Annotated in this window: 25 protein-coding genes; 10 read left to right on the top strand and 15 right to left on the bottom strand. The window is 37.4% G+C overall.

Translation table 11 applies throughout. The annotated features are described in order from the left end of the window. Window positions 1–70: 70 nt before the first annotated feature. The 3 genes from H6F47_RS00520 to H6F47_RS00510 form a co-directional block, all read right to left on the bottom strand. A complete protein-coding gene (locus H6F47_RS00520) occupies window positions 71–1,951 on the bottom strand; it encodes an ABC transporter ATP-binding protein (protein ID WP_137666023.1) in 1,881 nt (626 codons plus the stop codon). Between the two features lie 62 nt (window positions 1,952–2,013). Beyond that, window positions 2,014–3,366, bottom strand: a complete 1,353-nt coding sequence (gene gor / locus H6F47_RS00515) for a glutathione-disulfide reductase (protein WP_190647256.1) — start codon at window positions 3,364–3,366, stop codon at window positions 2,014–2,016. Between the two features lie 112 nt (window positions 3,367–3,478). Further along, a complete protein-coding gene (locus tag H6F47_RS00510; protein WP_096571767.1) occupies window positions 3,479–4,012 on the bottom strand; it encodes a peroxiredoxin in 534 nt (177 codons plus the stop codon). A 188-nt stretch (window positions 4,013–4,200) separates the two neighbouring features. Here H6F47_RS00510 and H6F47_RS00505 point away from each other — a divergent pair, with 188 nt between their 5' ends. Then, window positions 4,201–4,635, top strand: coding sequence for a Fur family transcriptional regulator (locus H6F47_RS00505; protein ID WP_137666021.1), 435 nt, complete (start codon window positions 4,201–4,203; stop codon window positions 4,633–4,635). Between the two features lie 303 nt (window positions 4,636–4,938). On the opposite strand, the gene hisG is transcribed toward H6F47_RS00505, so the two are convergent. Beyond that, window positions 4,939–5,571, bottom strand: coding sequence for an ATP phosphoribosyltransferase (gene hisG, locus H6F47_RS00500; protein WP_096571765.1), 633 nt, complete (start codon window positions 5,569–5,571; stop codon window positions 4,939–4,941). A 52-nt stretch (window positions 5,572–5,623) separates the two neighbouring features. Here hisG and rppA point away from each other — a divergent pair, with 52 nt between their 5' ends. The 3 genes from rppA (at window position 5,624) to dusB (ending at window position 8,195) form a co-directional block, all read left to right on the top strand. Then, window positions 5,624–6,316 carry a two-component system response regulator RppA gene (gene rppA / locus H6F47_RS00495; protein WP_096572838.1) on the top strand — a complete coding sequence of 231 codons (693 nt, stop codon included), beginning with the start codon at window positions 5,624–5,626 and terminating at the stop codon, window positions 6,314–6,316. 132 nt (window positions 6,317–6,448) lie between these two features. Further along, window positions 6,449–7,024 (top strand): response regulator, encoded by a 576-nt coding sequence (locus tag H6F47_RS28765; RefSeq protein WP_137666020.1) that lies wholly within the window; start codon window positions 6,449–6,451, stop codon window positions 7,022–7,024. 118 nt (window positions 7,025–7,142) lie between these two features. Further along, complete coding sequence (dusB, locus tag H6F47_RS00485; RefSeq protein ID WP_137666019.1) at window positions 7,143–8,195, top strand: tRNA dihydrouridine synthase DusB; 1,053 nt, start codon at window positions 7,143–7,145, stop codon at window positions 8,193–8,195. A gap of 113 nt (window positions 8,196–8,308) precedes the next feature. On the opposite strand, the gene dnaK is transcribed toward dusB, so the two are convergent. Both dnaK and H6F47_RS28330 read right to left on the bottom strand, forming a co-directional pair. Next, the gene (gene dnaK / locus H6F47_RS00480) at window positions 8,309–10,219 is read right to left on the bottom strand and encodes a molecular chaperone DnaK (RefSeq protein ID WP_096571762.1); all 1,911 of its coding nucleotides are present in this window, start codon (window positions 10,217–10,219) and stop codon (window positions 8,309–8,311) included. A 364-nt stretch (window positions 10,220–10,583) separates the two neighbouring features. After that, window positions 10,584–10,718: a hypothetical protein gene (locus H6F47_RS28330; protein ID WP_265586209.1), complete on the bottom strand. Its 135-nt coding sequence runs from the start codon at window positions 10,716–10,718 to the stop codon at window positions 10,584–10,586. A 114-nt stretch (window positions 10,719–10,832) separates the two neighbouring features. On the opposite strand from H6F47_RS28330, the gene H6F47_RS00475 reads away from it, so the two are divergent. Continuing rightward, window positions 10,833–11,651 (top strand): Rpn family recombination-promoting nuclease/putative transposase, encoded by an 819-nt coding sequence (locus H6F47_RS00475; protein ID WP_190346681.1) that lies wholly within the window; start codon window positions 10,833–10,835, stop codon window positions 11,649–11,651. Between the two features lie 83 nt (window positions 11,652–11,734). Here the strand turns inward: H6F47_RS00475 and arsC are convergent, their stop codons facing one another. From arsC to H6F47_RS00445, 6 genes are all read right to left on the bottom strand, one after another. Then, a complete protein-coding gene (arsC, locus tag H6F47_RS00470) occupies window positions 11,735–12,130 on the bottom strand; it encodes an arsenate reductase, glutathione/glutaredoxin type (RefSeq protein WP_190647254.1) in 396 nt (131 codons plus the stop codon). Window positions 12,131–12,362: 232 nt separating this feature from the next. Then, window positions 12,363–13,523, bottom strand: a complete 1,161-nt coding sequence (gene arsB, locus H6F47_RS00465; RefSeq protein ID WP_190647252.1) for an ACR3 family arsenite efflux transporter — start codon at window positions 13,521–13,523, stop codon at window positions 12,363–12,365. Between the two features lie 102 nt (window positions 13,524–13,625). Next, window positions 13,626–14,888 (bottom strand): organoarsenical effux MFS transporter ArsJ, encoded by a 1,263-nt coding sequence (gene arsJ / locus H6F47_RS00460; RefSeq protein WP_137666017.1) that lies wholly within the window; start codon window positions 14,886–14,888, stop codon window positions 13,626–13,628. A 94-nt stretch (window positions 14,889–14,982) separates the two neighbouring features. Then, entirely contained in the window at window positions 14,983–15,999 is a 1,017-nt protein-coding gene (locus H6F47_RS00455) for an ArsJ-associated glyceraldehyde-3-phosphate dehydrogenase (RefSeq protein WP_187040533.1), read from the bottom strand. Window position 16,000: 1 nt separating this feature from the next. Beyond that, window positions 16,001–17,059, bottom strand: coding sequence for a phosphate ABC transporter substrate-binding protein PstS family protein (locus H6F47_RS00450; RefSeq protein ID WP_190647250.1), 1,059 nt, complete (start codon window positions 17,057–17,059; stop codon window positions 16,001–16,003). A 156-nt stretch (window positions 17,060–17,215) separates the two neighbouring features. Further along, the gene (locus H6F47_RS00445; protein WP_190647248.1) at window positions 17,216–17,539 is read right to left on the bottom strand and encodes a metalloregulator ArsR/SmtB family transcription factor; all 324 of its coding nucleotides are present in this window, start codon (window positions 17,537–17,539) and stop codon (window positions 17,216–17,218) included. A 100-nt stretch (window positions 17,540–17,639) separates the two neighbouring features. On the opposite strand from H6F47_RS00445, the gene H6F47_RS00440 reads away from it, so the two are divergent. Both H6F47_RS00440 and H6F47_RS00435 read left to right on the top strand, forming a co-directional pair. Next, on the top strand, window positions 17,640–19,442 hold the full coding sequence (locus tag H6F47_RS00440) for an SUMF1/EgtB/PvdO family nonheme iron enzyme (protein ID WP_190647295.1): 1,803 nt from the start codon (window positions 17,640–17,642) through the stop codon (window positions 19,440–19,442). A gap of 606 nt (window positions 19,443–20,048) precedes the next feature. Further along, window positions 20,049–20,894, top strand: a complete 846-nt coding sequence (locus H6F47_RS00435; RefSeq protein ID WP_190647246.1) for a Uma2 family endonuclease — start codon at window positions 20,049–20,051, stop codon at window positions 20,892–20,894. A gap of 45 nt (window positions 20,895–20,939) precedes the next feature. Here H6F47_RS00435 and H6F47_RS00430 read toward each other — a convergent pair whose 3' ends face one another. Then, the gene (locus H6F47_RS00430; RefSeq protein WP_190647244.1) at window positions 20,940–22,145 is read right to left on the bottom strand and encodes an aspartate aminotransferase; all 1,206 of its coding nucleotides are present in this window, start codon (window positions 22,143–22,145) and stop codon (window positions 20,940–20,942) included. Between the two features lie 65 nt (window positions 22,146–22,210). On the opposite strand from H6F47_RS00430, the gene H6F47_RS00425 reads away from it, so the two are divergent. Beyond that, window positions 22,211–22,357 (top strand): hypothetical protein, encoded by a 147-nt coding sequence (locus tag H6F47_RS00425; RefSeq protein ID WP_190647242.1) that lies wholly within the window; start codon window positions 22,211–22,213, stop codon window positions 22,355–22,357. On the opposite strand, the gene H6F47_RS00420 is transcribed toward H6F47_RS00425, so the two are convergent. Together H6F47_RS00420 and H6F47_RS00415 are read right to left on the bottom strand one after the other, a co-directional pair. Next, window positions 22,337–23,488, bottom strand: a complete 1,152-nt coding sequence (locus H6F47_RS00420; protein WP_190346726.1) for an iron-containing alcohol dehydrogenase family protein — start codon at window positions 23,486–23,488, stop codon at window positions 22,337–22,339. The two genes, H6F47_RS00425 and H6F47_RS00420, sit on opposite strands and share 21 nt — an antisense overlap. Window positions 23,489–23,717: 229 nt before the next feature. Further along, window positions 23,718–24,239: a Ycf51 family protein gene (locus H6F47_RS00415; protein ID WP_096571754.1), complete on the bottom strand. Its 522-nt coding sequence runs from the start codon at window positions 24,237–24,239 to the stop codon at window positions 23,718–23,720. A gap of 331 nt (window positions 24,240–24,570) precedes the next feature. Between H6F47_RS00415 and H6F47_RS00410 the strand changes: the two genes are divergently transcribed. After that, window positions 24,571–25,353, top strand: a complete 783-nt coding sequence (locus H6F47_RS00410; RefSeq protein WP_190647240.1) for an HAD hydrolase-like protein — start codon at window positions 24,571–24,573, stop codon at window positions 25,351–25,353. Between the two features lie 148 nt (window positions 25,354–25,501). Then, complete coding sequence (locus tag H6F47_RS00405; RefSeq protein WP_096571752.1) at window positions 25,502–26,677, top strand: DNA double-strand break repair nuclease NurA; 1,176 nt, start codon at window positions 25,502–25,504, stop codon at window positions 26,675–26,677. Window positions 26,678–26,714 lie beyond the last annotated feature (37 nt).

Below are 26,714 nucleotides of genomic sequence, written 5' to 3'. Positions count from 1 at the left end.
ACAATTTTCTCAGTAGAAAAATTTTTCTCTTGTCTTCTTAAATTGTCAATTATCAATTATCAATTACCGTCTAAGTTCCCAACATTTGTAAATTATGCAAAGTTGAATAAAGTCCACCTTGTGCTATTAATTGTTCGTGACTTCCTTGTTCAATTAATTCTCCCCGCTTCAATACAAAAATTCGGTCTACATTCCTAATAGTTGACAAACGGTGAGCAATAATAATTGCCGTGCGTTTGATTAAAAGTTGATTTAATGCTTGTTGAATTAACGCTTCTGTTCCCACATCTAAATTAGCTGTAGCTTCATCTAATACCAAAATTTGCGGGTTACGAATAGCAGCCCGCGCAAAGGCTAAAAGCTGTTTTTCTCCACTAGAAATATTTGTTCCTCTTTCTCTTAATTGGGTATCATATCCTTGAGGTAATTGCTGAATAAAATCAGCAACATTCGTTTTTTGTGCTGCTTGTTCAATTTCTTCCAAGGTGTAACTATCCCCTAAAGTAATATTACTTTTCACATCACCAGCAAACAAAAAAGCCTCTTGCAAAATTACCGCCATATAACGCCGCAGTTCTGCTTGTGGTATTTCCCGAATATCAATACCATCAATCAAAATACGTCCTTTTGTTGGTTCATAAAGCCGACATAACAGCCTGATAATTGAACTTTTACCCGCCCCAGTAGGTCCGACTAAAGCTATTTTTTCCCCTGGATGAATGATAAAGTCTAGATTTTTAATGACATAATCATCATCTTTGTAAGCAAACCAGACGTTTTCAAATCTAATTTCTCCTAATTCTGGTGCAGTGTTAAAATTCTGTGCTTCTAAATCTCTAATTATCTCATCTATATAACCAAATTGATTATCTAAAATTGATAACCGAGGGTTACTTTTATCTTTGATTTCTACTGGTTCATCTAAAATACCAATAACTCTTTCAATAGCAGTAAAACCAGCTTGAATAGTTGTAAATTTCTCAGCAAAGTTTTGCAGAGGAAAAAATAATTTTTGCCCATATAAAACAAATGCAGATAAAATACCAAAGCTGAGATTATCCCTTAAAATTAGTAAACTGCCTACCCACAATACACCAGCAATAGCAATTAAACTAACCCATTCTAAAGTAGAGGAAACAGCAGAATCATACCAAATGCTAGTATCAACTTCTGCAACATATTTTTTATTAGTCTCTCTAAATAATTCTGCGTTAAATTTTTCTCGGCGAAATAACTGTACTACATTTACACCAACAATATTTTCTTGTAGTTGTGAATTGAGTTTTGATAGTTCTTCTCTAGTTTTATAGTTGGCTTGACGATATTGTTTTTGAAAGTAAATAATTAAGCAGGAAATTGGTAGCAATATAAGTAGTAATAGAATCGCTAGTTGCCATTGGATAGAAAACATAAAACCAATAATTAGCAACATAGAAAATAAATCAGCAAAAATTCCGACAGCACCAGTAGCAAAGACATCTCCTAAACTTTCAACATCGCTGGTTAGTCTAGTAATTAGTTTACCTACGGGTGTGCGATCAAAATATTTAACTGCTAATGATGTCACATGATGAAATAAGTCTTTACGAATTTCTGCTGTTATTTTCTGTCCTAATTTCTGTACTAAATAACCCTGATATCCTGTCAGCAATAACTTGATAATAATTGTTATCAAGAATAATCCTTGAATGATAGTTAAACCTTCATATAAAGAACGATTTTTGATAAATTCATAAACACTGGGTTCTTGACGAATTAAAGATATTGCTTGTCCAATTAATAACGGTTGAACAGAGTTAGCAATACCAAGAGGTATGAGCAAAAACATTGATACTACTAATAAACCCACGCTACGGCGAGCATAGGGTAATAAACGCAAAAATAACCGCCAGTCATTTTGATTTTGGCGGGATTTTTCTGGAGATTTCTTTTTATTTGGATAGATGCTCATGTTATCAATTATCAGCTATCAATTATCAGTTATCAGTTATCAGTGATAACTGACAACTGACATTATCTCATGGTAACAAACTCTTCCGCTGAACTCGGATGAATACCGACTGTAGCATCAAAGTTAGCTTTGGTTGCACCCATTTTAATGGCGATCGCCACTCCTTGAATAATTTCCGCCGCATTTGTTCCTACCATCTGCGCCCCTAATACCTTATCAGTATTTTGATCAACCACTAATTTCATCATGGTTTTTTCTTCTTTACCCGCTAAAGTATAATACATGGGACGGAAACGAGAGCGATAAATTTTCACTGCATCACCATATTTTTCTCGCGCTTCTGCTTCAGTTAAACCCACTGTAGCCGCTTCTGGTGTGGTAAAAATCGCTGTGGGAACGTTTTCATAACTCATGGTGCGAGACTTACCACCAAATACCGTATCAGCAAAAGCTCTACCTTCATTAATTGCTACGGGTGTTAAGTTAATATTATCCGTACAATCCCCCACTGCATAGATAGTTTCTTCGTCTGTACGGCTATATTTATCAACTACAATTGCTCCATTTTTGAGTTGAATTTTGGTATTTTCTAAACCCAAGTTTTGAGTATTTGGTTTCCTTCCTAACGCCGCTAAACTCACCGCATCCACAACCACAGTATCCTCAGACTCGCCATCTTTGCGAACTTTGACTTTGATTCCTTCTGCGTCTTTTTCAAAGCCAATTATTTGAGTGTGATTGAGAATTTTTACCCCGTGGTTTGTCATTCCTTGTTGAATTTCACTTCGCAAATCATCATCAAACCCACGCAAAATCATATCCGCACGAGTGATCTGGGTAACTTCTGTTCCCAGTCCATTCATGATACAAGCAAATTCTGAACCAATATAACCACCACCTAAAATCACCATCCTTTTTGGTTGTGTTTTCAGGTGAAAGATCTCATCAGATGTAATAGCATTTTCAATTCCAGGAATATCCGGTTTTGTTGGCTTTCCACCCACAGCAATTAATATTTTATCTGCTGTAACTGTTCTTTCACCTACTACAATTGTATGGTTATCAATTAATTTTCCATATCCTTGTAAAATCTCAACTTGGGAATTATCCAACATTTTTTGATAAATTCCATTCAGACGATCTACCTCATTATTAACTGCGGTAATCATCTTTTCCCAATCTAGAGAACTTTTAACAGCACTCCAACCATAGCCTACAGCATCAGTAAATAATTCGGGAAAATGAGAAGCATAAACCATGAGTTTTTTAGGCACACAACCACGGTTTACACAAGTTCCACCCAGTCTATCAAACTCGGCAATTCCTACTTTCGCACCATATTCCGCCGCCCTTCTTGCAGTCGCAATACCACCAGAACCAGCACCAATTACAAATAAGTCAAATTCGTAGGTCATAACAATTTTAGATTTTAGATTTGGGATTTTATTGATTAATCATTAGTGATTAGTTATTAGTCATTAGTTATTTTTCCCAATCACCAATTACCAATCACCAATTACCAATCAACTATTTCACACTTTTGAGGTAATTTAACATGGTGTCTGCATCTGACACTTCAAAAGGATCGGTGGGACAATTATCATCAAAACCAGGTTCAATAAACATTTTTTCAATTTTGCAGTTATTAACTACCATTGAGTAGCGCCAAGACCGCATTCCAAAGCCCAAGTTAGCTTTATCTACTAACATTCCCATTTTCCGGGTAAATTCGCCATTGCCATCGGGTAACAAGAAGACATTGTTCGCACCTTGTTGTTTACCCCATTGGAACATCACAAAGGCATCATTTACAGATATACAAATTATTTCATCAACTCCCAAAGCTTTAAATTCGTTATAGAGTGCTTCGTAGCGAGGTAGGTGGGAGGTGGAACAAGTGGGAGTAAACGCACCAGGTAATGAAAATACTACTACACGCTTACCAGCAAACAGTTCTTCAGTGGTGCGATCTTGCCAACGGAAGGGGTTGGGTCCACCAATGGACTCATCACGAACACGGGTTTTAAAGACAACGTTAGGAACGGTTTCGATTACAGCCATGTTGACCTCTTGATGTTTTGATGTGTGAAATTGTGTTTGCTTTTTGTCTCTATCTCAGAATAATTCTGATTTAATAAAAATTCAATAGTTATAAATACTTAATTTTTATAAAAAGTAACATATACTATTAATTCATTAATGTGCTAAACTATAATTAGGGTTAAATCTCTATAAATACGGCAATAGTTATGCAGGAAAAAGCAAACGCAATTATTCAAACCTTAAAATCCAAGGGTTTGCGGGTGACACCTCAGCGCTTTGCGGTCTATGCAAATTTGTTATCTCGCACAGATCACCCAACTGTTGAGCAAATACTGACTGATTTAAATAAAGATTTTCCTGTTTCATCCCAGGCCACTATATATAGTTCTCTACAAGCACTCAGAGAAGTGGGACTGGTGAGGGAAGTATTATTGCAAGAGGGGGTATCTCGTTATGATGCTAATGTTCAACCCCATCATCACTTTTGCTGTCAGTCTTGCGGTGCTATTGAAGATATAGCTTGGGATACATTTCAATGTATTGAGTTAAAAAATCTCCGTCCTGGTTTGCAGGGAAAAACCTACGAGGTTACAGTTCAGGGAGTATGTGATGCTTGCGAGGAAAGTAGCGATCGCTGTTAGTAAAATAGGGTTTGCTGAATAAATGGGAAAACATTACAGTTAAAGAATTTGAGCTATTTTGACTTTCAAACAATGCAAGAGTTTTGAGGGTAAAAATTAAAAAATCTTGCACAACAGCTTAAAAATTAAAACTTACCCACTGTCTAAAACTGTCACCTGTCAACTATCCTCACGACATGATATGACAATCACCTCTCCCTGAAAGGAAGAGGATTGAAAAAGCAGAATTTTGGGTTTTTACACCTTTCAAGGGGAGGTTTTAAACCTTGAATAAAACAATTGTCAATTGTCAATTATCAATTATCAATTATTAACTCTTAGCTGTTCCACCACTTTGTGTAAATTACCCATATTCAAACGATAGCTCAAAGGATGAACAATTAACCTCGCCGTACTTTCATACAAAGTCGCAATTTCCACTAAACCATTTTCCCGCAAAGTTCGTCCTGTAGAAACTATATCGACAATAGCTTCAGACATACCCGTAATCGGTCCTAATTCCACCGAACCATACAAAGGAACTATTTCAATCGGTAAATCTAAACTTTGAAAATACTCCCGCGCACAATTAACATATTTAGAAGCAACTCGACCATGAGCAGGTAAGTCTAAAGGAGATTTGTAAGAACTAGAAGCTTTTACCGCCACAGACATCCGACAATAACCAAATTGCAAATCAACTAATTGTCCAACCTGCGGTTTTTTCTCTCGTAGCACATCATAACCCACAATACCCAATTGCGCCTGACCATATTCCACATAAACAGGTACATCTTGCGCTCGTACTAACAGACCTTTAGCTTGTCCACTAGCATCAGGAATTTGTAGTTGGCGGTTTCCAGCATCTAAAAAACCACTAAAGTCCAATCCCGCAGATTGCAGCAAGCGGATGCTATTTTTAAGTAATTCCCCTTTTGGTAGTGCGACAGTCAGCATTATTTTTTTTGATATCTTTGTCTTTGCGGTTTATTATCTCACCACAAGCAACATGAGAATTTTATTAGTTGATGATGAAATCGAACTCACAGATCCCTTGAGTCGTGTCTTAACTCGTGAAGGTTATACTGTGGATGCTGCTTATGAAGGAATAAGCGGCAGACAACTGGCACAAACTAAAACCTATGACTTATTAATTTTAGATTGGATGTTGCCAGGAAAAACAGGCTTAGAAATTTGTCAAGAATTACGCACTCAAGGTAAAACTACCCCTGTACTATTTCTCACCGCTAAAGATACCTTAGATGATCGGGTGCAAGGTTTAGATGCAGGTGCAGATGATTATTTAGTTAAACCTTTTGAACTGCGGGAGTTACTAGCAAGAGTCCGTGCTTTGTTACGTCGTTCTAGTTTTGATGCTTACAGTACCACAGTCGGACGCTTAGTAGTAGCTGATTTAGAACTGGATGTAGAAAATCAGATAGCCTATCGTCAAGGGAGAATAATTGAGCTATCGCAAAAAGAAAGCCATCTACTCAAATATTTTATGGAAAATGCAGGACAGTTACTTACACACAGCCAAATTATGCAACATTTGTGGACAGATGACGAACAACCAGAAAGTAATGTCATTGCTGCCTTAATTCGCCTGTTACGTCGTAAGATTGAGATAGGTGGAGAATCTGCACTAATTCACACCGTTTACGGTAAAGGGTATCGTTTCGGATCTACGGTGATCGAATAATACAAAACTTAACCATAATTTTTCTTGTAAGAATTACTAATTTGGTATATTTTTCTATATAAAAATAAATAGTTTGGATAAATTAATGTACAAACTTATCTTTATAACCAAGAATTAATTGCTAATAAACGAGTGCTAATAGTTGACGATAATATCATCAATCGCCAAGCCTTGATGTTACAATGTCAGTCTCTGGGTATGATAACTGCTAATGCTATGCAAGGAGATCGGGAAAAATGCCTGGCAGCGGGGATGAATGACTACACTACAAAACCAATTAGAATTGATGATTTAACAAACGCTTTACGTAATTGTCAAAAACAAGGTGTGAGTAATATTGAAATTGTTGAAAATATGCCTAATAATATACTTGATGCTTCGGCTTTAAAAGAACTGAAAGACATTATTTGCAATAATGACGCAGAACAATTTATAGAAATAATACAATGTTATTTGGAGGATACGCCTCAGCGTTTGCAGTCGATTCAGGATGCTATTACTCAAGGAGACGCAAAAACACTACAATTAGAAGCTCATGCTCTCAAATCTAGTAGTGCTATTGTCGGTGCTAAGACTTTATCTGAATTTTGTAAAGATTTAGAAGATTCTGGTCGTAATAAAAACTTAGCAGAAGCCCCATCAAAATTATCCAAAGCAATGACAGAATATCAAAGAGTTGAAGCAGCTTTACAGCTAGAATGTAAGTAATAGGCAAGAGGCAAAAGGCAGGATCGAAGACGTTTTGAAGGTACTTGACTTTTCTGTATGTACTTTGTTTCTAGTCATTATACTTCATTTAATTGATTGAATTTATTGAATTATTCTTATGCTTTCACTGTCCCCCACTCTTCAAGCTCGACTTTCCCAACCTTTAAAAATCGGCTCATTTGAAGTCAAAAGCCGGGTGTTACAATCACCATTATCCGGGGTGACAGATTTGGTATTTCGGCGTTTAGTGCGGCGTTATGCACCAGATTCAATGATGTATACGGAAATGGTAAACGCCACGGGGTTGCATTATGTCAAACAACTACCAAAAATTATGGAGGTAGACCCCAACGAACGCCCTATTAGTATTCAGTTATTTGATTGTCGTCCTGATTTTTTAGCCGAAGCAGCAGTTAAAGCAGTAGCAGAAGGTGCGGATACTGTTGATATTAATATGGGTTGTCCAGTTAATAAAATCACTAAAAATGGTGGTGGTTCTTCCTTATTAAGACAACCGGAAGTAGCTGAAGCTATTGTGCGGGAAGTTGTGAAAGCTGTTGATGTTCCCGTAACCGTGAAAACCCGCATTGGTTGGAATGATAAAGAAATTACCATTCTTGACTTTGCTAAAAGAATGGAAGATGCGGGTGCAAAAATGATTACCGTGCATGGTAGAACCCGCGCTCAAGGTTACAATGGTAACGCTCGTTGGGAATGGATAGCCAAGGTAAAAGAAATCTTATCTATTCCTGTAATTGGAAATGGGGATATTTTCTCAGTTGAAGCGGCGGTAAGATGTTTAGAAGAAACCGGTGCAGATGGGGTGATGTGTTCCCGTGGAACTTTGGGTTATCCGTTTTTAGTCGGTGAAGTTGACCATTTCTTAAAGACTGGGGAATTATTACCAGCGCCCACACCCATAGAACGTTTACAATGTGCCAGAGAACATCTTTATGCTTTATGGGAGTATAAAGGCGATCGCGGAGTTCGTCAAGCCCGTAAACATCTCACCTGGTATGCTAAAGGTTTCACGGGTGCAGCAGACCTGCGCGGACAATTAAGTTTAGTAGAAACCGTGCAACAAGGTTTAGATTTAATTGATAAAGCAATAGAAAAAATATCCTCCGGTTATGAACCAGAAGATTGGGGACTGGGGACTGGTGACTGGTGACTGGGAAAAAATTTTAGATTTTAGATTTTAGATTTTAGATTGGAGTTATTTGTATTCTTCCCAATCACCAATCACCAATCACCAATCACCAATCACCAATCACCAATCACCGCTTACTTACTCTCAGTAAAATCAGCATCAATCACATCATCACCACCACCGGAAGGAGGAGTAGAACCACCACCAGCACCGGGACCTTCAGCACCAGGAGCAGCACCACCACCAGCTTGTTGATAGATATTGCTACCTACTGCAAACAACGCTTGTTGCAATTCTGGTGTGAGTTTCTTGATTTGCTCATCATCTTCCTTAGCTACTGCTTCCCGCAAATCTTTCACCAAAGCTTGAACCTTGGTTTTATCAGCTTCTGGAACCTTATCACCTAATTCTTCCAATTGCTTCTCAGCTTGGTAAGCTAAAGAGTCAGCTTGGTTCTTGCGTTCAATTTTCTCACGACGTTCTTTGTCCGCAGATGCGTTGCGTTCAGCTTCCTGTACCATGCGTTCCACATCATTTTTATCCAAGGTGGAAGCACCAGTAATGCTGATAGATTGTTCCTTACCAGTTCCCTTATCTTTTGCAGTAACGTTGAGGATACCGTTAGCATCAATGTCAAAGGTAACTTCAATTTGAGGTACACCACGGGGAGCAGGAGGAATACCATCTAAGCGGAAAGTTCCCAAACTCTTGTTATCGTTAGCAAACTCCCGTTCACCTTGCAGAACATGAATTTCTACGTTGGTTTGACCATCAACCGCAGTGGAGAATACCTCAGATTTTTTGGTAGGAATAGTTGTGTTACGAGGAATAATCTTGGTCATCACTCCACCCAAGGTTTCCACACCCAAGGATAGAGGAGTTACGTCTAACAACAAGATACCTGTAACGTCACCAGCAAGCACACCCGCTTGAATAGCAGCACCCACAGCTACCACTTCATCAGGGTTAACGCTTTGGTTAGGGTCTTTACCCAACACCCGTTTTACTACTTCCTGAACTGCGGGAATACGAGTAGAACCACCAACTAAAACAACTTCATCAATATTGCTCTTGTTTAACTTAGCATCTCTGAGAGCATTTTCTACAGGAATGCGACAACGGTCAATTAAATCGGAACAAAGTTCTTCAAAAGTTGCACGAGTTAAAGTAGTATCCAGGTGTTTTGGACCATCCTGGGTAGCGGTAATGAAGGGAAGGTTAATTTCCGCTTGGGTAACGCTGGATAGTTCAATTTTGGCTTTTTCCGCAGCTTCAGTCAGACGTTGTAAAGCTTGTTTATCTTTGCGGAGGTCAATACCTTCTGCTTTTTTGAATTGTTCTGCTAAGAAGTCAACTATTTTTTTATCGAAGTCGTCACCACCCAAGTGGGTATCACCAGAGGTTGCTAATACTTCAAATACACCATCACCAACTTCTAATACAGATACGTCGAATGTACCACCACCTAAGTCAAATACCAGGATGGTTTCGTTGCTCTTTTTATCAAAACCGTAAGCTAGAGAAGCGGCGGTAGGTTCGTTGATAATCCGTAATACTTCAATACCAGCGATTTTACCAGCGTCTTTGGTTGCTTGACGTTGGGAGTCGTTGAAATAAGCAGGAACGGTGATAACTGCTTGGGTAACGGTTTCACCCAGATATTTACTAGCGTCTTCTACCAGTTTGCGGAGAACTTTAGCGGAAATTTCTTCTGGTGCAAATTGCTTACCAGCACCGGGAGAATCTAGTTTAACGTTACCACTGCTGCTGAGAACTTTATAAGAAACTTCTGTAGCTTCGTTGGTAACTTCGTCAAAACGGCGACCGATGAAACGTTTTACAGAATAAAAAGTATTTTCGGGGTTCATCACCGCTTGACGTTTAGCGATTTGACCTACTAAATTATCACCATTTTTCGCAAACGCCACAACAGATGGTGTGGTTCTAAAACCTTCAGCGTTAGCAATTACAGTGGGTTTACCACCTTCCATCACTGCTACGCAAGAGTTAGTTGTACCTAAGTCAATTCCTACTACTTTTGCCATTTTGGGTGCTGCTTCCGTATAACTACAAATGAATGGGATTATAAAGGACTAAATGTTTGAACCTTATATTTGAACCTTATGTTTGAACCTTTTGAACCAACTGATTGAAAATAAGCAGTCAGTCCAGCATGGTTGCGCTAGTCTGGGGTGAAAACCACAAATTACGCTGATATATATACTGAACTTATGTAGCCAGTCCATGAAGGGTGGTTTCCCGAACCTCCCGAACCTTGGATGGGACGGTTTATTTTAAAGGTTGTTTTTAGTTGGTTCATGGATTGAACTGCTGTTACTCTGAATAATGTATGAGAATTAATACGTTCAGGAATTGGGGTGAACCGTAATTTCTAAGTCGTATTTGCCGTCAAAGTGGGATAATGGTGATTGGTGACTGGTGATTGGTGATTGGTGATTGGGGAGAGAATAAATAATGATGGTAAATCAGCAACAAGTAGGTCAACATAATTAAAAGTAAAATAGAAGTGTATAAAGTGGACATATCCCTGATTTCTTAAAGAAGTTGGGGATATGGATATTACGTTTTTTCAGGTTGAGTTACTTAGCAAAAGTAAAATTTTCCCAGTGGCAATTTCCCAAATCTCAATTATCCATAGTGAAAACTGACAGCATATTTTACCGACTTTTTCAAGAGTTTCCGAGTATATTTTTTGAATTAATTGGTCAGAAAACACAAACCGCAGCGGCCTATAAATTCTCATCTGTGGAAATTAAACAAACCGCTTTTCGCATAGATGGGGTTTTTCTACCAAAACAAGATGTACAAAACCCGATTTATTTCGTGGAAGTGCAGTTTCAAGACGATGCGCGAATTTATTACCGTTTATTCTCGGAAGTTTTTTTATACCTACGTCAATATCAACCTCAAAATCCTTGGAGGGGGGTTGTTATTTATCCCAGTCGCAATTTAGATACAGCAGATACTCAACATTACAGTGAATTTTTCACCAGTCAGCGTGTCAGCCGAATTTATCTAGATGAACTGGGTGAAAGTGCATCTTTACCCATTGGTATTGCTACGATAAAATTAATCATCGAAGATGAAAACAAAACAATTACCACAGCTAAAGAGTTAATCAACAGAACCAAGCAGGAAATCAATCATGACAAACAACGACAGTTATTAGAATTGGTAGAAACTATCTTGGTTTACAAGTTTCCTAGAATGAGTAGAAAGGAGATGGAAGCTATGTTTAGTCTAAGTGATTTGAAACAAACAAAGGTTTATCAAGAAGGACGTGAAGAAGGACGTGAAGAAGGACGTGAAGAAGGACGTGAAGAAGGAAGCTTGGAAGCAAAATTAGAAGCTGTTCCTAGATTATTAGCTTTAAATTTAACTGTGGAACAAATTGCCCAGGCTTTGAATTTAACAGTTGAAACTGTGCAGAAAATTGCTGAAGGGATGCAAAATTAGTAAGTAATCAGTCATCAGTAATCAGCTATTATTTGGGATTGATGAGGAATTTTAGCTGATTGCTGACTGCTGATAGCTGAATGCTAGGATAAATCGGCAATTAATTTAATAACTCTTTCCTTTACCTCATCTCTGATACGCCGAAATGTGTCAATATTCTCACCTTGAGGATCATCTAATTGCCAATCTGCAAACACTTTTCTTAATAACCATTCCTGGGGTAAATTTACCCCACAACCACATAAAGAAATCACAGTATCAAAATCTTCTGGGTTAAAGTTTGTGAAAGGTTTAGAAGTTTGACTACTAATATCAATGCCCACTTCTAACATAACTTGTACAGTAATTGGATCTACTTCACTGGCTGCTAAACCAGAACTATAGACTTCTATTTTACCCCGTCCTAAAACCTTAGCAAAACCTTCCGCCATTTGGGAACGACGGGAATTTTTATTACACACAAACATTACTTTTTTCATGGTTTTTTAATTGATAAACAACCAACACAGAAGACACAGACTGGAAAAATCAAACCTGATATGTTTGATAACATCTAATACCAATTCTGTATGAAGATGCACAAAATTATATAACGAACCGCAAAGAACGCAAAGGACACAAAGTGAAGAGAGTTTTAGAGAGTTTTTGGAGTGGCTAAGTTTATTTTTTCTTTCATTGGTATGCTCCTGTTTTCTCCTAAATCTTGATCAACTAATTATTAGCACTAAAAACATTAATACAACGCGGATCTGGTAATGTCGCTTTTTCTGGTTCTCTGGGAAACCGTGCTGCTGTACGTTTACAAAATTCTACCAACATCAACATTACAGGAACTTCAATTAAAACCCCTACCACCGTTGCTAGTGCTGCACCAGAATTTAAACCAAATAACATTACAGCAGTAGCTATCGCAACTTCAAAATGATTACTAGCACCAATTAAAGCTGCTGGGGCTGCATCTTCATAGGATATATTTAATTTTAATGCGGCTACATAACTAATCAAAAAAATGAAATTAGTTTGGATAAACAAAGGAACAGCTATTAATAAAATATGCAAAGGATTTTTAACAATTAATTCTCCTTTGAAAGCAAATAGCAAAACTAAAGTAATTAACAAAGCTGAAATTGCCACAGGAGAAAGATATTTTAAAAATTGTCTTTCAAACCATTGTCTACCTTTATATTTAAAAATCCAATAACGGCTATACATTCCTGCTGCTAAAGGCAAACCAACATAAATTAACACCGATAAAACAATAGTTTGCCAAGGTACTGTTAAATCATTTGCTGCTAGTAACCATCGCCCCAACGGTGCATACAAAAATAGCATAGTTAAAGAATTAACTGCTACCATTACTAATGTATGACCTTGATTTCCATAGGCAAGATATCCCCACATTAAAACCATTGCGGTACAAGGCGCAATTCCTAATAAAATCGTACCAGCTATGTAGGAATTAGCTAAACTAATTTCACTACCTCTAATTATTTCTGTACCTGTAATTAATGGTTTAAATAACCAACCTAAAAAGAACTGAGAAAATACTACCATTGTGAATGGTTTAATTAACCAATTCATGACTAAAGTGAGAATTACAGGTTTTGGCGCACGCAGGGCATTTACAGCTTGGGTAAAGTCTATTTTCACCATGATCGGGTACATCATGAAAAATAAACAAATAGCAATAGGAATGGAAACTTGATAAATACTAATAGCGTCAAGTGTGACAGCAATACCTGGAAATAAACGACCTAAACCAATTCCTACTAAGATACAAATAAACACCCAAACAGTGAGGTATTTTTCAAAAAAGCTGAGATTGCTTTTAGCCTTGATTGGAGTTATATTGTCTCCGTGATGTAGATTCATATAGTCCTCCAAAACTCTAATAAATTCACAGCAACATTACACACTCAAGGAAATTAACATCTGTCACCTGTCAACTGTCACCTGTCAACTGTCACTTAATTTCTATTCTCCATCTCCACCTTTCCAAGCAATATTTTTACTAGGTTGGGGGTTAGGTAACTTGAGAGAAACTAAAGCTGCTGCTAAGACAAAAACCATTGATGTCCACAGACAACCAACTAAACCAAATAATTGATAAACTAAACCGGATAATACTGTACCTGCAAGACGACCACCGGAGTTAGCCATATAATAGAAACCAACGTTTAAGGCTACTTTATCATCATCAGTAAATGCCAAAACCAGGTAAGAATGAACTGCGGAATTAAAGGCAAATACCACACCAAATAAAAGTAGTCCACTAATAATAACTATATTAGCAGGTAAATTGATTTGGAGAGCAAGAGCGATCGCACAAGGAACAGCAGTTAAAGTAAATGTCCAAAACTGGATAGTTTGAGATTCCGGTGGACGACCAGAACCGAATTTTTGTAATAAATTAGGTGCTAAAAATTGCACAATTCCATAGCCAATTACCCAACAAGCTAAAAACCCACCCACTTGATAAAAAGACCAACCTAAAACCTCACGTAAAAATACAGGTAAACCCACTACAAACCACACATCCCGCGAACCAAATAGAAAGAACCTAGCCGCAGATAAAATATTAATTTCCTGACTTTTAGAAAACAGTTGACTAAATTTAACCTTCTTCTTAATTTTGCCCATACCCTGGGGTAATAATAAACCAGTGAACATAATTAAAAATAGTCCACCTGCCATAATTAACAAAGCATTGACAAAACCAAATACAGATAACAAAGCACTACCAACAAAAAAACCAACGCCTTTTAAAGCATTTTTAGAACCCGTTAAAACAGCCACCCATTTAAACAAAGAAGACTGGGCATCTTGAGGAACAACCAAACGAATAGCACTTTTAGAACTCATCTTAGTTAAATCTTTAGCAATGCCTGAAAATGCCTGGGCTACCATTACATAAAAAACTGCAAACCACTGCACCCACTCAGGATTTAAAAAAGACAACATTACCAAAGAAAAAACCTGTAAACCGATACCACTATAAAGAGTAACTTTCAATCCAAATTGCGAACCTATCCAACCGCCCAAAAAATTAGTAACAATTCCAAAAACCTCATAAAACAGAAATAAAAACGCAATTTGTAAAGGTGTATAACCGATTTTATTGAAATACAATAAAACCAACATCCGCAAAGCACCATCAGTAACAGTAAACCCCCAATAAGCCAGGGTAACTAAAGCATAATTTCTTAAATTTGCACCCGAACCAGTAGTAGAAGCCATGATTAAAATCTCTAATTTTCTTTGTCTCTCTGCGACTCTGCGTCTCTGCGTGAGAAAAAATATTTAGGGTAGGAAACCCACCCTTTAAAAACCATTATTTCTGCAAACTTAAAGCTACTTTTTTAGCTAATTCCGCCATCCGGTTAGCATAACCCCATTCATTATCATACCAAGCTAAAATTTTCACCTGAGTTTCATCAACAACCATCGTAGAAAGGGCATCAATAATGGAAGAACGAGGATCATCTTTATAGTCAATTGACACTAAAGGACGTTCTTCATAACCCAAAATTCCCTTTAATGGTTCTTGTTCGGAAGCTGCTTTCAATAAACCATTAATTTCTGCTATTGTTGTGGGTCTCACAACTTCAAAAACACAATCTGTTAAGGAAGCATTCAACAAAGGAACACGCACAGCTAAACCATTCAATTTACCATTTAATTCTGGATAAATTAAACCAATAGCTGTAGCTGAACCAGTAGATGTAGGAATTAATGAAAGACTTGTTGCCCTAGCCCGACGCAAATCTTTATGAGGTGCATCAACAATAGTTTGAGTATTAGTATTATCATGAATTGTGGTAATAATTCCATGCTTAATTCCTAAGCCTTCATGAATTACTTTGACGACAGGTGCTAAACAGTTGGTAGTACAAGAAGCGGCGGTTAAAAGATGATGTTTTTCAGCTTCATAAAGGTGATCATTTACCCCCATAACAATATTTAACGCCCCTGCTTTTACAGGTGCTGCAACAATTACTTTTTGCACACCTCTTTTGAAATAAGGGTTAAGAGTTTCTGGACTTCTAAACTTTCCTGAACATTCTAAAACAATATCAACTCCAAATTCTTCCCAAGGAACTTCACCAGGTTGGGAATATTCACTAAAAGTTAAGGGTTTATTATCAATAAATACTCTGTTTTCTACAGCTTCAACTTCTTTTTCCCACTTTCCATGTACAGAATCAAATTTGAGTAAATGCGCTGCTGTTACTGCACCACCTTTAAGTTCATTTATATGTACAAATTCTATTTCTGGCCAACTCCAAGCAGCGCGAACTGCTAAACGTCCCATGCGGCCAAAGCCATTAATTCCTACACGAATTGTCATTTTAAAATTCCTTTTGTTTACGCAATAATTCCCCAATACTTAAATCAAATTGTGATTTTCCAGCAAATACTGTTCCGGCTTTACCGTTATGTAAATGCACATAATCAATTTTGTAGGCTTCCTCTGATAAAGGTACAGAACCTACAGAATTAACTATTGTTGGTGCTTTTTGTAAATAGAAATCTACAAATTTATAAATATCTCCCTGGTTTTGATTAGACCAAATATTTACATATATAAATAAAGGTCTAGACAGTGGTTGATATTTAGATTTTTCTACTGTTTCTTGTGATGGTAAAATTGCCCCTTTACCGTTATTAACAGCTACCACTTTTAATTTATCTTGGTTTTTTTCATAGTATGCGTAGCCAAAATAACCCAAGGCGTTGGGATCTTTGTTGATGCCTTCTACTAAAACATCGTCGTCTTCGCTGGCTGTGTAGTCGTTACGGCTGGCTTTTTCTTTACCAATTATTGCTTCTGTAAAGTAGTCAAATGTACCAGATTTTTTACCAGCACCGTATAAATTCAGAGGACGATCTGGCCAAGAACTACGTATTTGATTCCATTTGGTAATTTTTCCTTCGGCCGCAGCTTCCCACATTTTTTTTAATTCTGCTACGGTAATATCTTTTGCCCAGTCATTTTGCGGATGTACGGCAATGGTTAAGGCATCGAAAGCAATGGGTAATTCTATGTATTTGATACCATTCTTATTACACATTGCCATCTCCGCTTGAGAAATTGGTCGAGAGGCATTATTTATATCTGTTTTACCATCACAGAATTTTTCAAACCCTCCCCCAGTACCGGAAATGTTTACTTGTACTTGGGCGTTGTTTTTGGCGTTGGCTGTAAATTCTTTGCCGATCGCCTGGGTAATGGGATATACTGTACTTGAACCGTCAATTTTAATGATTGATACAGTCCCGGAAGTAGCGGCTGTTGCAGTTTGTGGTGACTGCTGAATATTGCTGGAAGTGTCAGGTGTACTGGTACAACTGCTGGCTAATGCTAACATTCCCACCGCTAGTACTAATCTTTGTGCCGTTGTTTTCACTGACTTTACCTGTCTGCTTGATAATATATCTTTGTATTCATCATTTCAAAAAAATTTGATATGTCAAGTACGAGGATAGCATAATACACAAAAATTAATCAAAAAAAATTGATGGATTGGGTACTGAAAACTGGGAAGAGGTTTTGCTAGTGTTGCTTACTCACAACAAGAACGACGGGGAGAAAGTACAGAATTACGGTGAATATCGGCTAAATACTCTTCTAAAACCTGAAATTGAGGTAAGTTGAGACTATAATAAATCCAGCGTCCTTCTTGACGGGCATTAACGAGATTTGCTTCTTTAAGGTTTTTAAGATGAAAAGAAAGCTTTGATTGACTGATTTCTAAAGTATCACATAAGTCACAGACACATAGTTCACTGTGACGGAGTAATTCTATGACTTTAATTCTAATGGGGTCAGATAGGGCATGAAAGCCGGCGATAATGAAGCTAGGAGTTGTAGTTGTGGGGGTGATCATTAATTTCTCGAATATTAAAGAGGATTCCTATATAAAGATAGGACACAGTATAACCAATCAAGTTATATTATAAAATTTATACAGTCTTTTGCCACAGTTTATGATCTGCTGCTTAAATCCAGAGTGTAACCAACCTATCAACCCTGATGATAACAAATTCTGTCAAACTTGCAGAACTCCCTTAATACCATTATTAATCAATCGCTTTCGGGTTTTGCGGGTGCTATCTACTGAAGGTGGTTTTGGTAGAAATTATTTAGCGGAAGATACTCAGAAACTGAATGAAACTTGTGTTATCAAGCAATTTGCACCCAAACAATCAGGAAGTTACGCATTAAAAAAAGCGGTTGAATTATTCAACGCAGAAGCTAAACTCTTACAAGATTTAGGTGAACATCCCCAAATACCTGCGCTGTTTGCTTATTTTGAAGATAACGGTTTTCTGTATTTAGTGCAGCAGTTTATTAAAGGTGAAAATTTATTCAATGAATTAACCCAAAAAGGAACATATAACGAAACTCAAATTCAAGAATTATTACTAGATTTATTACCGGTTTTAAAATTTATTCATGAGCGTGATGTAATTCATCGAGATATTAAACCTCAGAATATCATGCGCCGAGAAAGTGATGGTAAATTGGTGTTAATTGATTTTGGAGCATCTAAAGAATTAACATCTACAGTTCACACGCAAATTGGAACAACCATAGGTTCTTACGGTTATAGTCCTTATGAACAAATTAAGGAAGGTAAAGCTTATCCAGCTAGTGATTTATTTGCTTTAGGTGTAACTTGTTTTCATCTATTAACAGGAAATTCACCTTTTGAACTTTGGGCAAAAAATGGTTTTGCATGGGTGGAGGATTGGCGGAAATATTCATCTAATTCTGTCAGTAAGGAACTGGGGATAGTTTTAGATAAGTTGTTGAAATTTGATGTTAATGAACGTTATCAATCTGCGGATGAAGTTCTTAAAGATTTAGAAGTTCCAGAGACACTTGCAACCCGTCGTAATTTTCTCAAAAATACAGGTTTAGCTATTGGTAGTATCACTACTTTAGGATTTATAGCATCAAAGTTAATTGTAAATCCAGCTAAAACTTTTAATTTTGAAGTTGTCACCACCGACGCATCGGGAAATATCATTAACAAAAGCAACTCTTCCGCAAGATATTTTACAGAAGACTTGGGAAATAATGTCACTTTGGAAATGGTGGAAATACCAGGAGGAAAATTTATGATGGGTTCACCGGAAACTGAAGCAAAACGAGATTCCGATGAAAGTCCACAACATCAAGTGACTGTTTCTGGTTTTTTCATGGGGAAATATGAAGTAACACAAAAACAATATCAAGCGATTATGGGAAGTAACCCTTCTGACTTCAAAGGTGAAAACCGTCCTGTTGAAAGAGTCAGTTGGGATGATGCGGTTGGTTTTTGTGAAAAGTTAAGCAAAAAAACAGGAAAAAAATACACTTTACCCAGTGAAGCACAATGGGAGTATGCTTGTCGAGCCGGCACGACTACACCTTTTTATTTTGGTGAAAGTATTACCCCAGATTTGGTAAATTATGATGGTAATTATCCTTATGGTTCTGCTACTAAAGGTCTATATCGTAAACAAACTACAGATGTAGGTACTTTTCCCCCTAATGCTTTTGGTTTGTATGATATGCACGGTAATCTATGGGAATGGTGTTTGGATGATTATGAAGATAACTATAATAATGCACCTATAGATGGTAGTTATTTGATTAATAACGTTAAAAAAAATAAACTGCTTCGTGGAGGTTCTTGGTTATTCAATGCTAGAAACTGTCGTTCTGGTGAACGTTGGAGATACTTCCGTGATACTAAGTTTAGTGAAGTGGGTTTTCGTGTGGTTTTGATTTCTAAGACTTAGTAAACAGTCAATACTGTTCGGTTAAGGATTTTTGTAGGTTGGGTTGAACAAAGTGAAACCCAGCAAACACCTGTAAATGTTGGGTTTCGTTCCTCAACCCAACCTACCCAATCTCATGGTTTTGAGCTTAACCGACAAGTATTGAGTAAACAGTTGCATTTCTGTCTTATTTTCTATTACTGTATTTGTCATAATCAGGATGTCCAGGATTTGAGGATTTACAGAATTTCTGTAATGTCTATTTTCCTCAATTATTTGATAAATTGGTTATTGATATTCTGAAAATTTGATGTTTAATGATATTCATTTATTAAGATTCACTGAATGACATTATATTCATTGATAATCAATCATCATAAATCCTGATTCTGACAATTAAAATCTGAACAATAACAAATAACTCCCCATCCTGTAAATCCTTAAATCCTGGATATCCTGATTCAGAAAATTCAAATTATCTGCGTTCATCTGCGTTCATCTGCGTTTTCCATCCTGTAAATCCTCAAATCTTAGATATCCTGATGATGACAAAAATCATCTACATTTACCAATTATCAAATCCTACTCTTATGTTAAAATTAATTCAATGTATATTCTGGAGTTACTATGGAAAGCACTCAAGCAGTGATTAACCCCACTACTCCCACAAATCAAGATATTCATACACCTAAATTTACATTACCAGATCATACACAACTACCTGATTCAGATGGTACTTTCGTGAAAAACTTCCAGGAACATCCCCAAAGTATTGTTTTAACGAGTTCCATTGAACCAATTTTACAAAAAATACATCCTGATGGTAACTATTGTATTGGACAGGATAGCGGTATTTATTGGCGGTTAACAGATCCACCAGAAAAAGGTGCAGAAGCTCCAGATTGGTTTTATGTACCTAATGTACCACCAAAACTGAATGGAGACTATCGGCGCTCCTATGTGTTATGGAAAGAATTTGTAGCACCATTAATAGCTATTGAATTTGTTTCTGGGAACGGGGAAGAAGAAAGGGATAAAACTCCTCCCAGTAAAACAGCAAAAGCTGGGAAATTTTGGGTTTATGAACAAGCAATTCGCATTCCTTTCTATGGAATTTTTGAAGCGAGAAAAGCGTTACTAGAAGTTTATCGTTTAGTAGATGGAAGTTATCAAAAGATCCAACTTAATGAAAGAGGACATTTTTCGATTCCTCCTATGGGTGTGGAATTAGGTTTAATAGAAGATGACGGTGTACCTTGGGTACGTTGGTGGGATGATGGGGGGAATTTGTTGTTAACTGGTGATGAAAGAGCTATTGTTGAAAAACAAGCTCGTTTAGAAGCTGAAGAAATTGCCCAACAAGCAAAATTAGCACAGCAACAAGCAGAAGAAATTGCCCAACAAGAACGACAAAAAAAGGAGAAGTTAGCAGCTTATTTAAGGTCTTTAGGTGTTAATCCTGATGATATTTAAAAGATAGGATAAGGGGTAGACACGGGGGCGCTACCCCTACGTTAATTATACAGAAACGACTGCTTCTTGTTGATAACAAATTCCTGCTTCTTTGAATCTTTGTAAAGCTTCACCCAAGCGATCGCAATCTGCAATTAAACTAATTCTCACATATCCTTCACCACCTGGACCAAAAGCATTTCCAGGAGTAACTACTACACCTGTTTTTTGCAGTACATCTAAAGCAAAATCTGTAGAACCCATACCGACAGGACATCTTACCCACAAATACATCGTAGCTTTACTTTTAGGAATATTCCAACCTAATTTTCCTAAACCATCTATCAAGAAATCTCGACGGGTGCGGTAACGAGTTTGCACTTCTTGTAAATAAGAATCTGGTAATTCTAAAGCGGTTTCTGCTGCTGTTTGTAATGCGGAAAAAATGCCATAATCTAAGTTAGTTTTTAAGGTTCTTAAACCTTGAATAATGTGACGATTTCCGACTACAAAACCAACCCGCCAACCTGCCATGTTATAAGTTTTTGATAAGGTGTGAAATTCCACACCAATATCTTTTGCACCAGGAATTTCTAATAAACTTGTAGGTTGATAACCATCAAAAGCTAATTCTGCATAACATAAATCATGCACTAACAGAATTTCATGCTTTTTAGCAAAAGCAACAATTTCTTCAAAAAATTCACGGGGTGCGGTAGCTGCGGTAGGATTACTGGGATAATTGAAATAAAGAATTTTGGCTTTTTGTGCTACTTCTTCGGGAATAGAACTTAAATCAATTAACCAGTCATTTTCTTCCTTTAAAGTGATATTGTGAATGACACCACCAGCGATAATTGGACCACGAAAATGGACGGGGTAAGATGGGGATGGTACTAAGACAATATCACCAGGATTGATATAGGCGATCGCCAAATGTCCTAAACCTTCCTTAGAACCCAACAAAGGTAAAGCTTCACTATCAGGATCTAAAACCACATTGTAACGGCGATTGTACCATTTAGTAATTGCCTTGCGGAAATTAGCAGTACCTTCAAAGGGTGGATAACCATGATTAGCAGGATTTTGTAAAGCTTGCATCGCTGCTTCTATCACCGGTTGAGGTGTTGCACCATCAGGGTTTCCCATTCCCAAATCAATCAAATCTAAACCTTGTTCTCTTGCTTTTGCTTTGAGTTCATCCAATCTAGCAAAAACATAAGGCGGTAATTTCTGTATTCTTTCTGCGGGAGTAATCCAACTTAAACTCATTCTAAAAACCTCGGAATAGGTGATTGGGGATTGGGGATTGGGGATTGGTGATTGGGGATTGGTGATTGGGGATTGGTGATGCAATGAGAGGATTGTGGATTTTCGATTATATTTCATTAACTATCCAGAATCTAAAATCTAAAATTTTTCCCCCAGTCACCAGTCACCAGTCACCAGTCACCAGTCAACAATCACCCATTTTTCACTTTTAATTGATTTGGTGCAGTAGTAGAAACCATTGCGGCCATTAACTGTTCTAAAGCAACGGGAAAAGGTAATCTGTGAATATCAGAATTTGGTGCTAAAGTAATTTCTGCGGCTGTTTGCAATTCAGTTAAGGTAATATTTCCTAATCCCAAATCTGCTAATGTTTTGGGTAATCCAATCTCTGCATAAAACTTTAATAACTGTTGTCTTGCTGCATCTGCAAGTTGATTACTTTGTAGCATTTCTTCTAATCGCAGTTGTACTAAAATCCCATAAGCTACTTTTTCGCCGTGAATGCTACCATGTCCGCAGATATGGGTTAAACCATTATGTACTGCATGGGCAGCTACTGTACGACATTGTGCGCCACCTAAACCACCGATGACACCGGCTAATAATACGGTAGCATCTACAACTTCTCTCCATACTTCACTACCAGGAGATTGTAAAGCTGCGGCGGATTTTTGCAGTAAAATATCTCTTAAAACTCTTGCTTGTTGGACTGCGGCAATGATTAAAGTGTCTTGTAAATGTCCACTACTTACCGATGCTTCATACCATTTGGCGATCGCATCTCCAATACCTGCAACTAATGTCCTTTGAGGTGCAGTTTGAATCAAATCATAATCCAAAATCAGTAAATCAGGACAACGGCATAAACCCACATCATACAAAAACGCCCCTGATTCAGAATATACATTAGATAAAGCCGTCCACGCTGCACAGGTAGCCGCCGAAGTAGGAATTGTGACAATTGGTAATTGTAATTGATGGGCGACTAACTTAGCTGTATCTAAAGCCTTACCACCACCTACACCAATAATGATATCTGCTTTATGTTCCTTTGCAGCTTTGCGTAAAGCCTTTAAAGTTGCTTCACAGCAGTCTGCACCATAAGAACTAGCAACCGTATCTAAATTTTCAGCTTGGAAAATCGGTTGTAAACTTTCCTGAAAAATACTGAGAGTGCGATTTCCGGCGACAATTAAAGGACGAGTTCCCAAACGGGTAATTTCCACCACTGCGGAAGGGAGTACACCCCCACCCCGAATGACTTTAGCCGGAGCGATGGTCAATGTCAATAATGTACTAGCGGTTTGAGTAGACAAGGCTGGAGTAAAAGATTGATTAGGTATCATAAATAATATGTCAAAACTTGATATTCTTCATACAATCAGACTAATGATTCAGGTTTCTGGTAGCGACATCCATAGAAAGCTATTACTAATAGGGAAAATTCCTAAGTTTTAATATCTTAATATAAAATTAATCTTGATTGTATTGTAAGTCACAAAAAAATCTCTGGTTTGGTGAAAGGCGGGTGCAGTCAGGATCACACCTAATCACCAATCACCAATCACCATTTTAAGCTTTAGCTTCTGGCAATTGTGCAAATTTATCTAAGTAAACTTCTACGGACATTTCAGGATCTGCACGAGTTACCAAAGTTCGTTCTACCTTACCCAAGTAAACTGGTATAGATATTCCTGGTTCTGGGTGGATAATGGTACGGGCGCGAATTGTCAGTTGGTTGTTTCCGCCAGCACCTAAGCGCCCATAGGAATAAAGATTACTGGCAGCTTGGCGTAAAGTTGCTTCTAATTCTTCTGGGGTAATTTCTGGTGTTGTGGCAATTACCGCCTGGTTAGAACCGTTATCATAAACTAGGGTGTATTTAACAGCACCGGGAATGACTGTCCGACTCAGAGGTACTAAAGACAGGGAAAATAAACCTGCGGTTAACACGATCATAAAGCCGGTTGTACCCACCAGCCGAAAGCGTATACCCCATTTGAGGATAAAAGCCAAAATTGTCAGGACTGCAAATGCTATGGTAGCAATTCCTGACCATTGGGTGTATTGGAGAAAATCAGCTGTTGTAGGCATAAGGTTTTAATTACGGATATACCCATTTTACTAAAAAAATGGGTCGAAAGCCTTGCCCTTCTAAGGTGGGGGGTATGTCAATAGACCTCTCCAAAATAGAATGTATTAATTTGTCATAAGTTGTAGGGGCGAAGCTTATGGTAAAACGGAAGAAAAAACAAATGCAGTTTGATTAATTAAGATTGGTTAAATGGGCGTTAGGTCTAGTTAGCAGGAGGTACAAAGTTTTCATGTAACAAGCTGACGGATAGCTGTTCCTTGTTGATAACTGATACAAAAAATTATTGCCAATTCAGGTAAGCTGAAAACAGCAGTTTTCATCCTTAAAACCATGACAGTCAAACATCCCGCAATTTTAGCCTTAGACTTTGATGGAGTGATTTGCGATGGACTAATTGAATATTTTGAAGTAGCTTGGCGTACTTATTGTCAAATTTGGTCTTCTAGTAAGAAGACATCATCAGAAAATTTAGCTCAAAGATTTTATCGTTTACGTCCTGTAATTGAAACTGGTTGGGAAATGCCTGTTTTAATTAAAGCTTTAATTAATGGTTTTACTGATGAGGAAATTTTACAAGATTGGTTAAAAATTACCCCAGCAATTTTAACAGCAGATCATCTAGAAGCTAAAGAAATCATGAAAAAACTAGATGGTTTACGGGATGAATGGATAGCAACAGATTTAGAGGGTTGGTTAAGTTTGCATAAGTTCTATCCAGGGGTGATAGAAAGATTAAAATTAACTCTTGCAAGTGGAGTACAATTATTTATTGTCACCACAAAAGAAGGGCGTTTTGTTAAGCAGTTGTTACAACAAGAAGGGGTTAATTTACCAGATACAGCGATTTTCGGTAAGGAAGTAAAACGCCCAAAATACGAGACTTTACGAGAATTAATTTCACAGGAAAAAATTAACTATGAAAATTTATGGTTTGTGGAAGATAGACTCAAAACCTTAGAGTTAGTTAAACAGCAATCTGATTTAAAGGATGTGCAACTATTTTTAGCAGATTGGGGTTATAATACTCAACCAGAACGGGAAGCAGGACAAAATGATTCTCGTATTCGGGTAATTTCACTTTCTGATTTTTCTCAAGATTTTTCTCATTGGTAAATAATTGGTAAATATTAATTATCAGGTGACAGGTGACAGTAAGAAGATAATAGTAGTTCAGAAGTCAGGAATAAAAATAAATCTTACCAATCATCAATCACCAATCACCAATCACCAATCACCAATCACCAATCACCAATCACCAATTATGCTTGATTTAACAAAATTAGCGGGACAAATGCAAGGTTTAAGTCAGCATCTTTCCGCAGAAGTTGCTGAAAGTAACCGCCGTTTAGAGTTAGCGAAGGAACACTTAAAACAAGCTTGTAAATGTCAACAAGAGTTAATGGAACGTCAAGAAAAATGGCGCGATCGCATTCTTTTTGCTAATGCTACACCCATCGAACCTTTAGAAACTTGTATTGATATTCCTGTTCCTCCTAAAGTTCATACTGTCATCGCTACCGATGGTTCACAAATTGCCCCTAACCATCATGAAATTGCTTATTGTTACTTATTAAATATTGGCAGAGTCGTTTTACATTACGGTCAAAATAAACACCCACTTCTCGATAGTTTACCGGAAGTATTTTATAAGCCAGAAGATTTATATATCGCTCGTCAATGGGGTTTAAGAACCGAAGAATGGATGAGTAACCGCCGTACAGCTTCGGAAATTACGGTATTATCTGAATTAGCTTGTAGTGTAAAAACCGAAGTTCCAGCTTTAGCAATGGTGGATGGTTCGTTAATATACTGGTTTTTAGATCAATTACCGATGGATGCACGCGATCGCATTTTACCCCCGATTTTAGCAGCTTGGCAACAATTACAAAAAGCCGAAATTCCCATCATTGGTTATCTTAGCGCCGCCCGTAATCTTGAATCTACAAACTTTTTACGGTTGTTAGCTTGTCCCTACCCCGTCCCTGACTGTATCAGTTATTGCCCAGATCAACTAGATCATGTACCATGTAGAAAATTTGAAAACCTGAGAGATACGACTTTATGGACAACCCAGCTAAAACCAGGACAAAGGGGACCCTTATGGCGCAGTAATAACAGGATTTTACAACTTTATGAAGAACAAACAATTTATTTTTGTTATGTTCACGTAGGTACGGAAATTTCCCGGATCGAGTTTCCTGCTTGGGTAGCAAATAGTTCTCAAATGTTAGATCAAGCATTAGGCTTAATGTTAGCACAAGTACAAAAAGGATACGGTTATCCTGTAGCAATTGCGGAAGCGCATAATCAAGCTGTAGTCAGAGGTGGCGATAAAAATCATTTCTTTGCGCTTTTAGAAAGGGAAATGATTAAAGCTGGTATAAAAAATGTTGGTATTTCTTACAAAGAAGCCAGAAAACGGGGAAGTATCGCGTAAAATAATTGATAATTGATAATTGATAATTGATAATGCG

Origin of the sequence: Sphaerospermopsis sp. FACHB-1094 (assembly GCF_014696195.1) — a bacterium.
In the GTDB taxonomy this organism is placed as follows: domain Bacteria; phylum Cyanobacteriota; class Cyanobacteriia; order Cyanobacteriales; family Nostocaceae; genus Sphaerospermopsis; species Sphaerospermopsis kisseleviana.
This window is presented reverse-complemented; position numbering and strand designations above follow the sequence as displayed.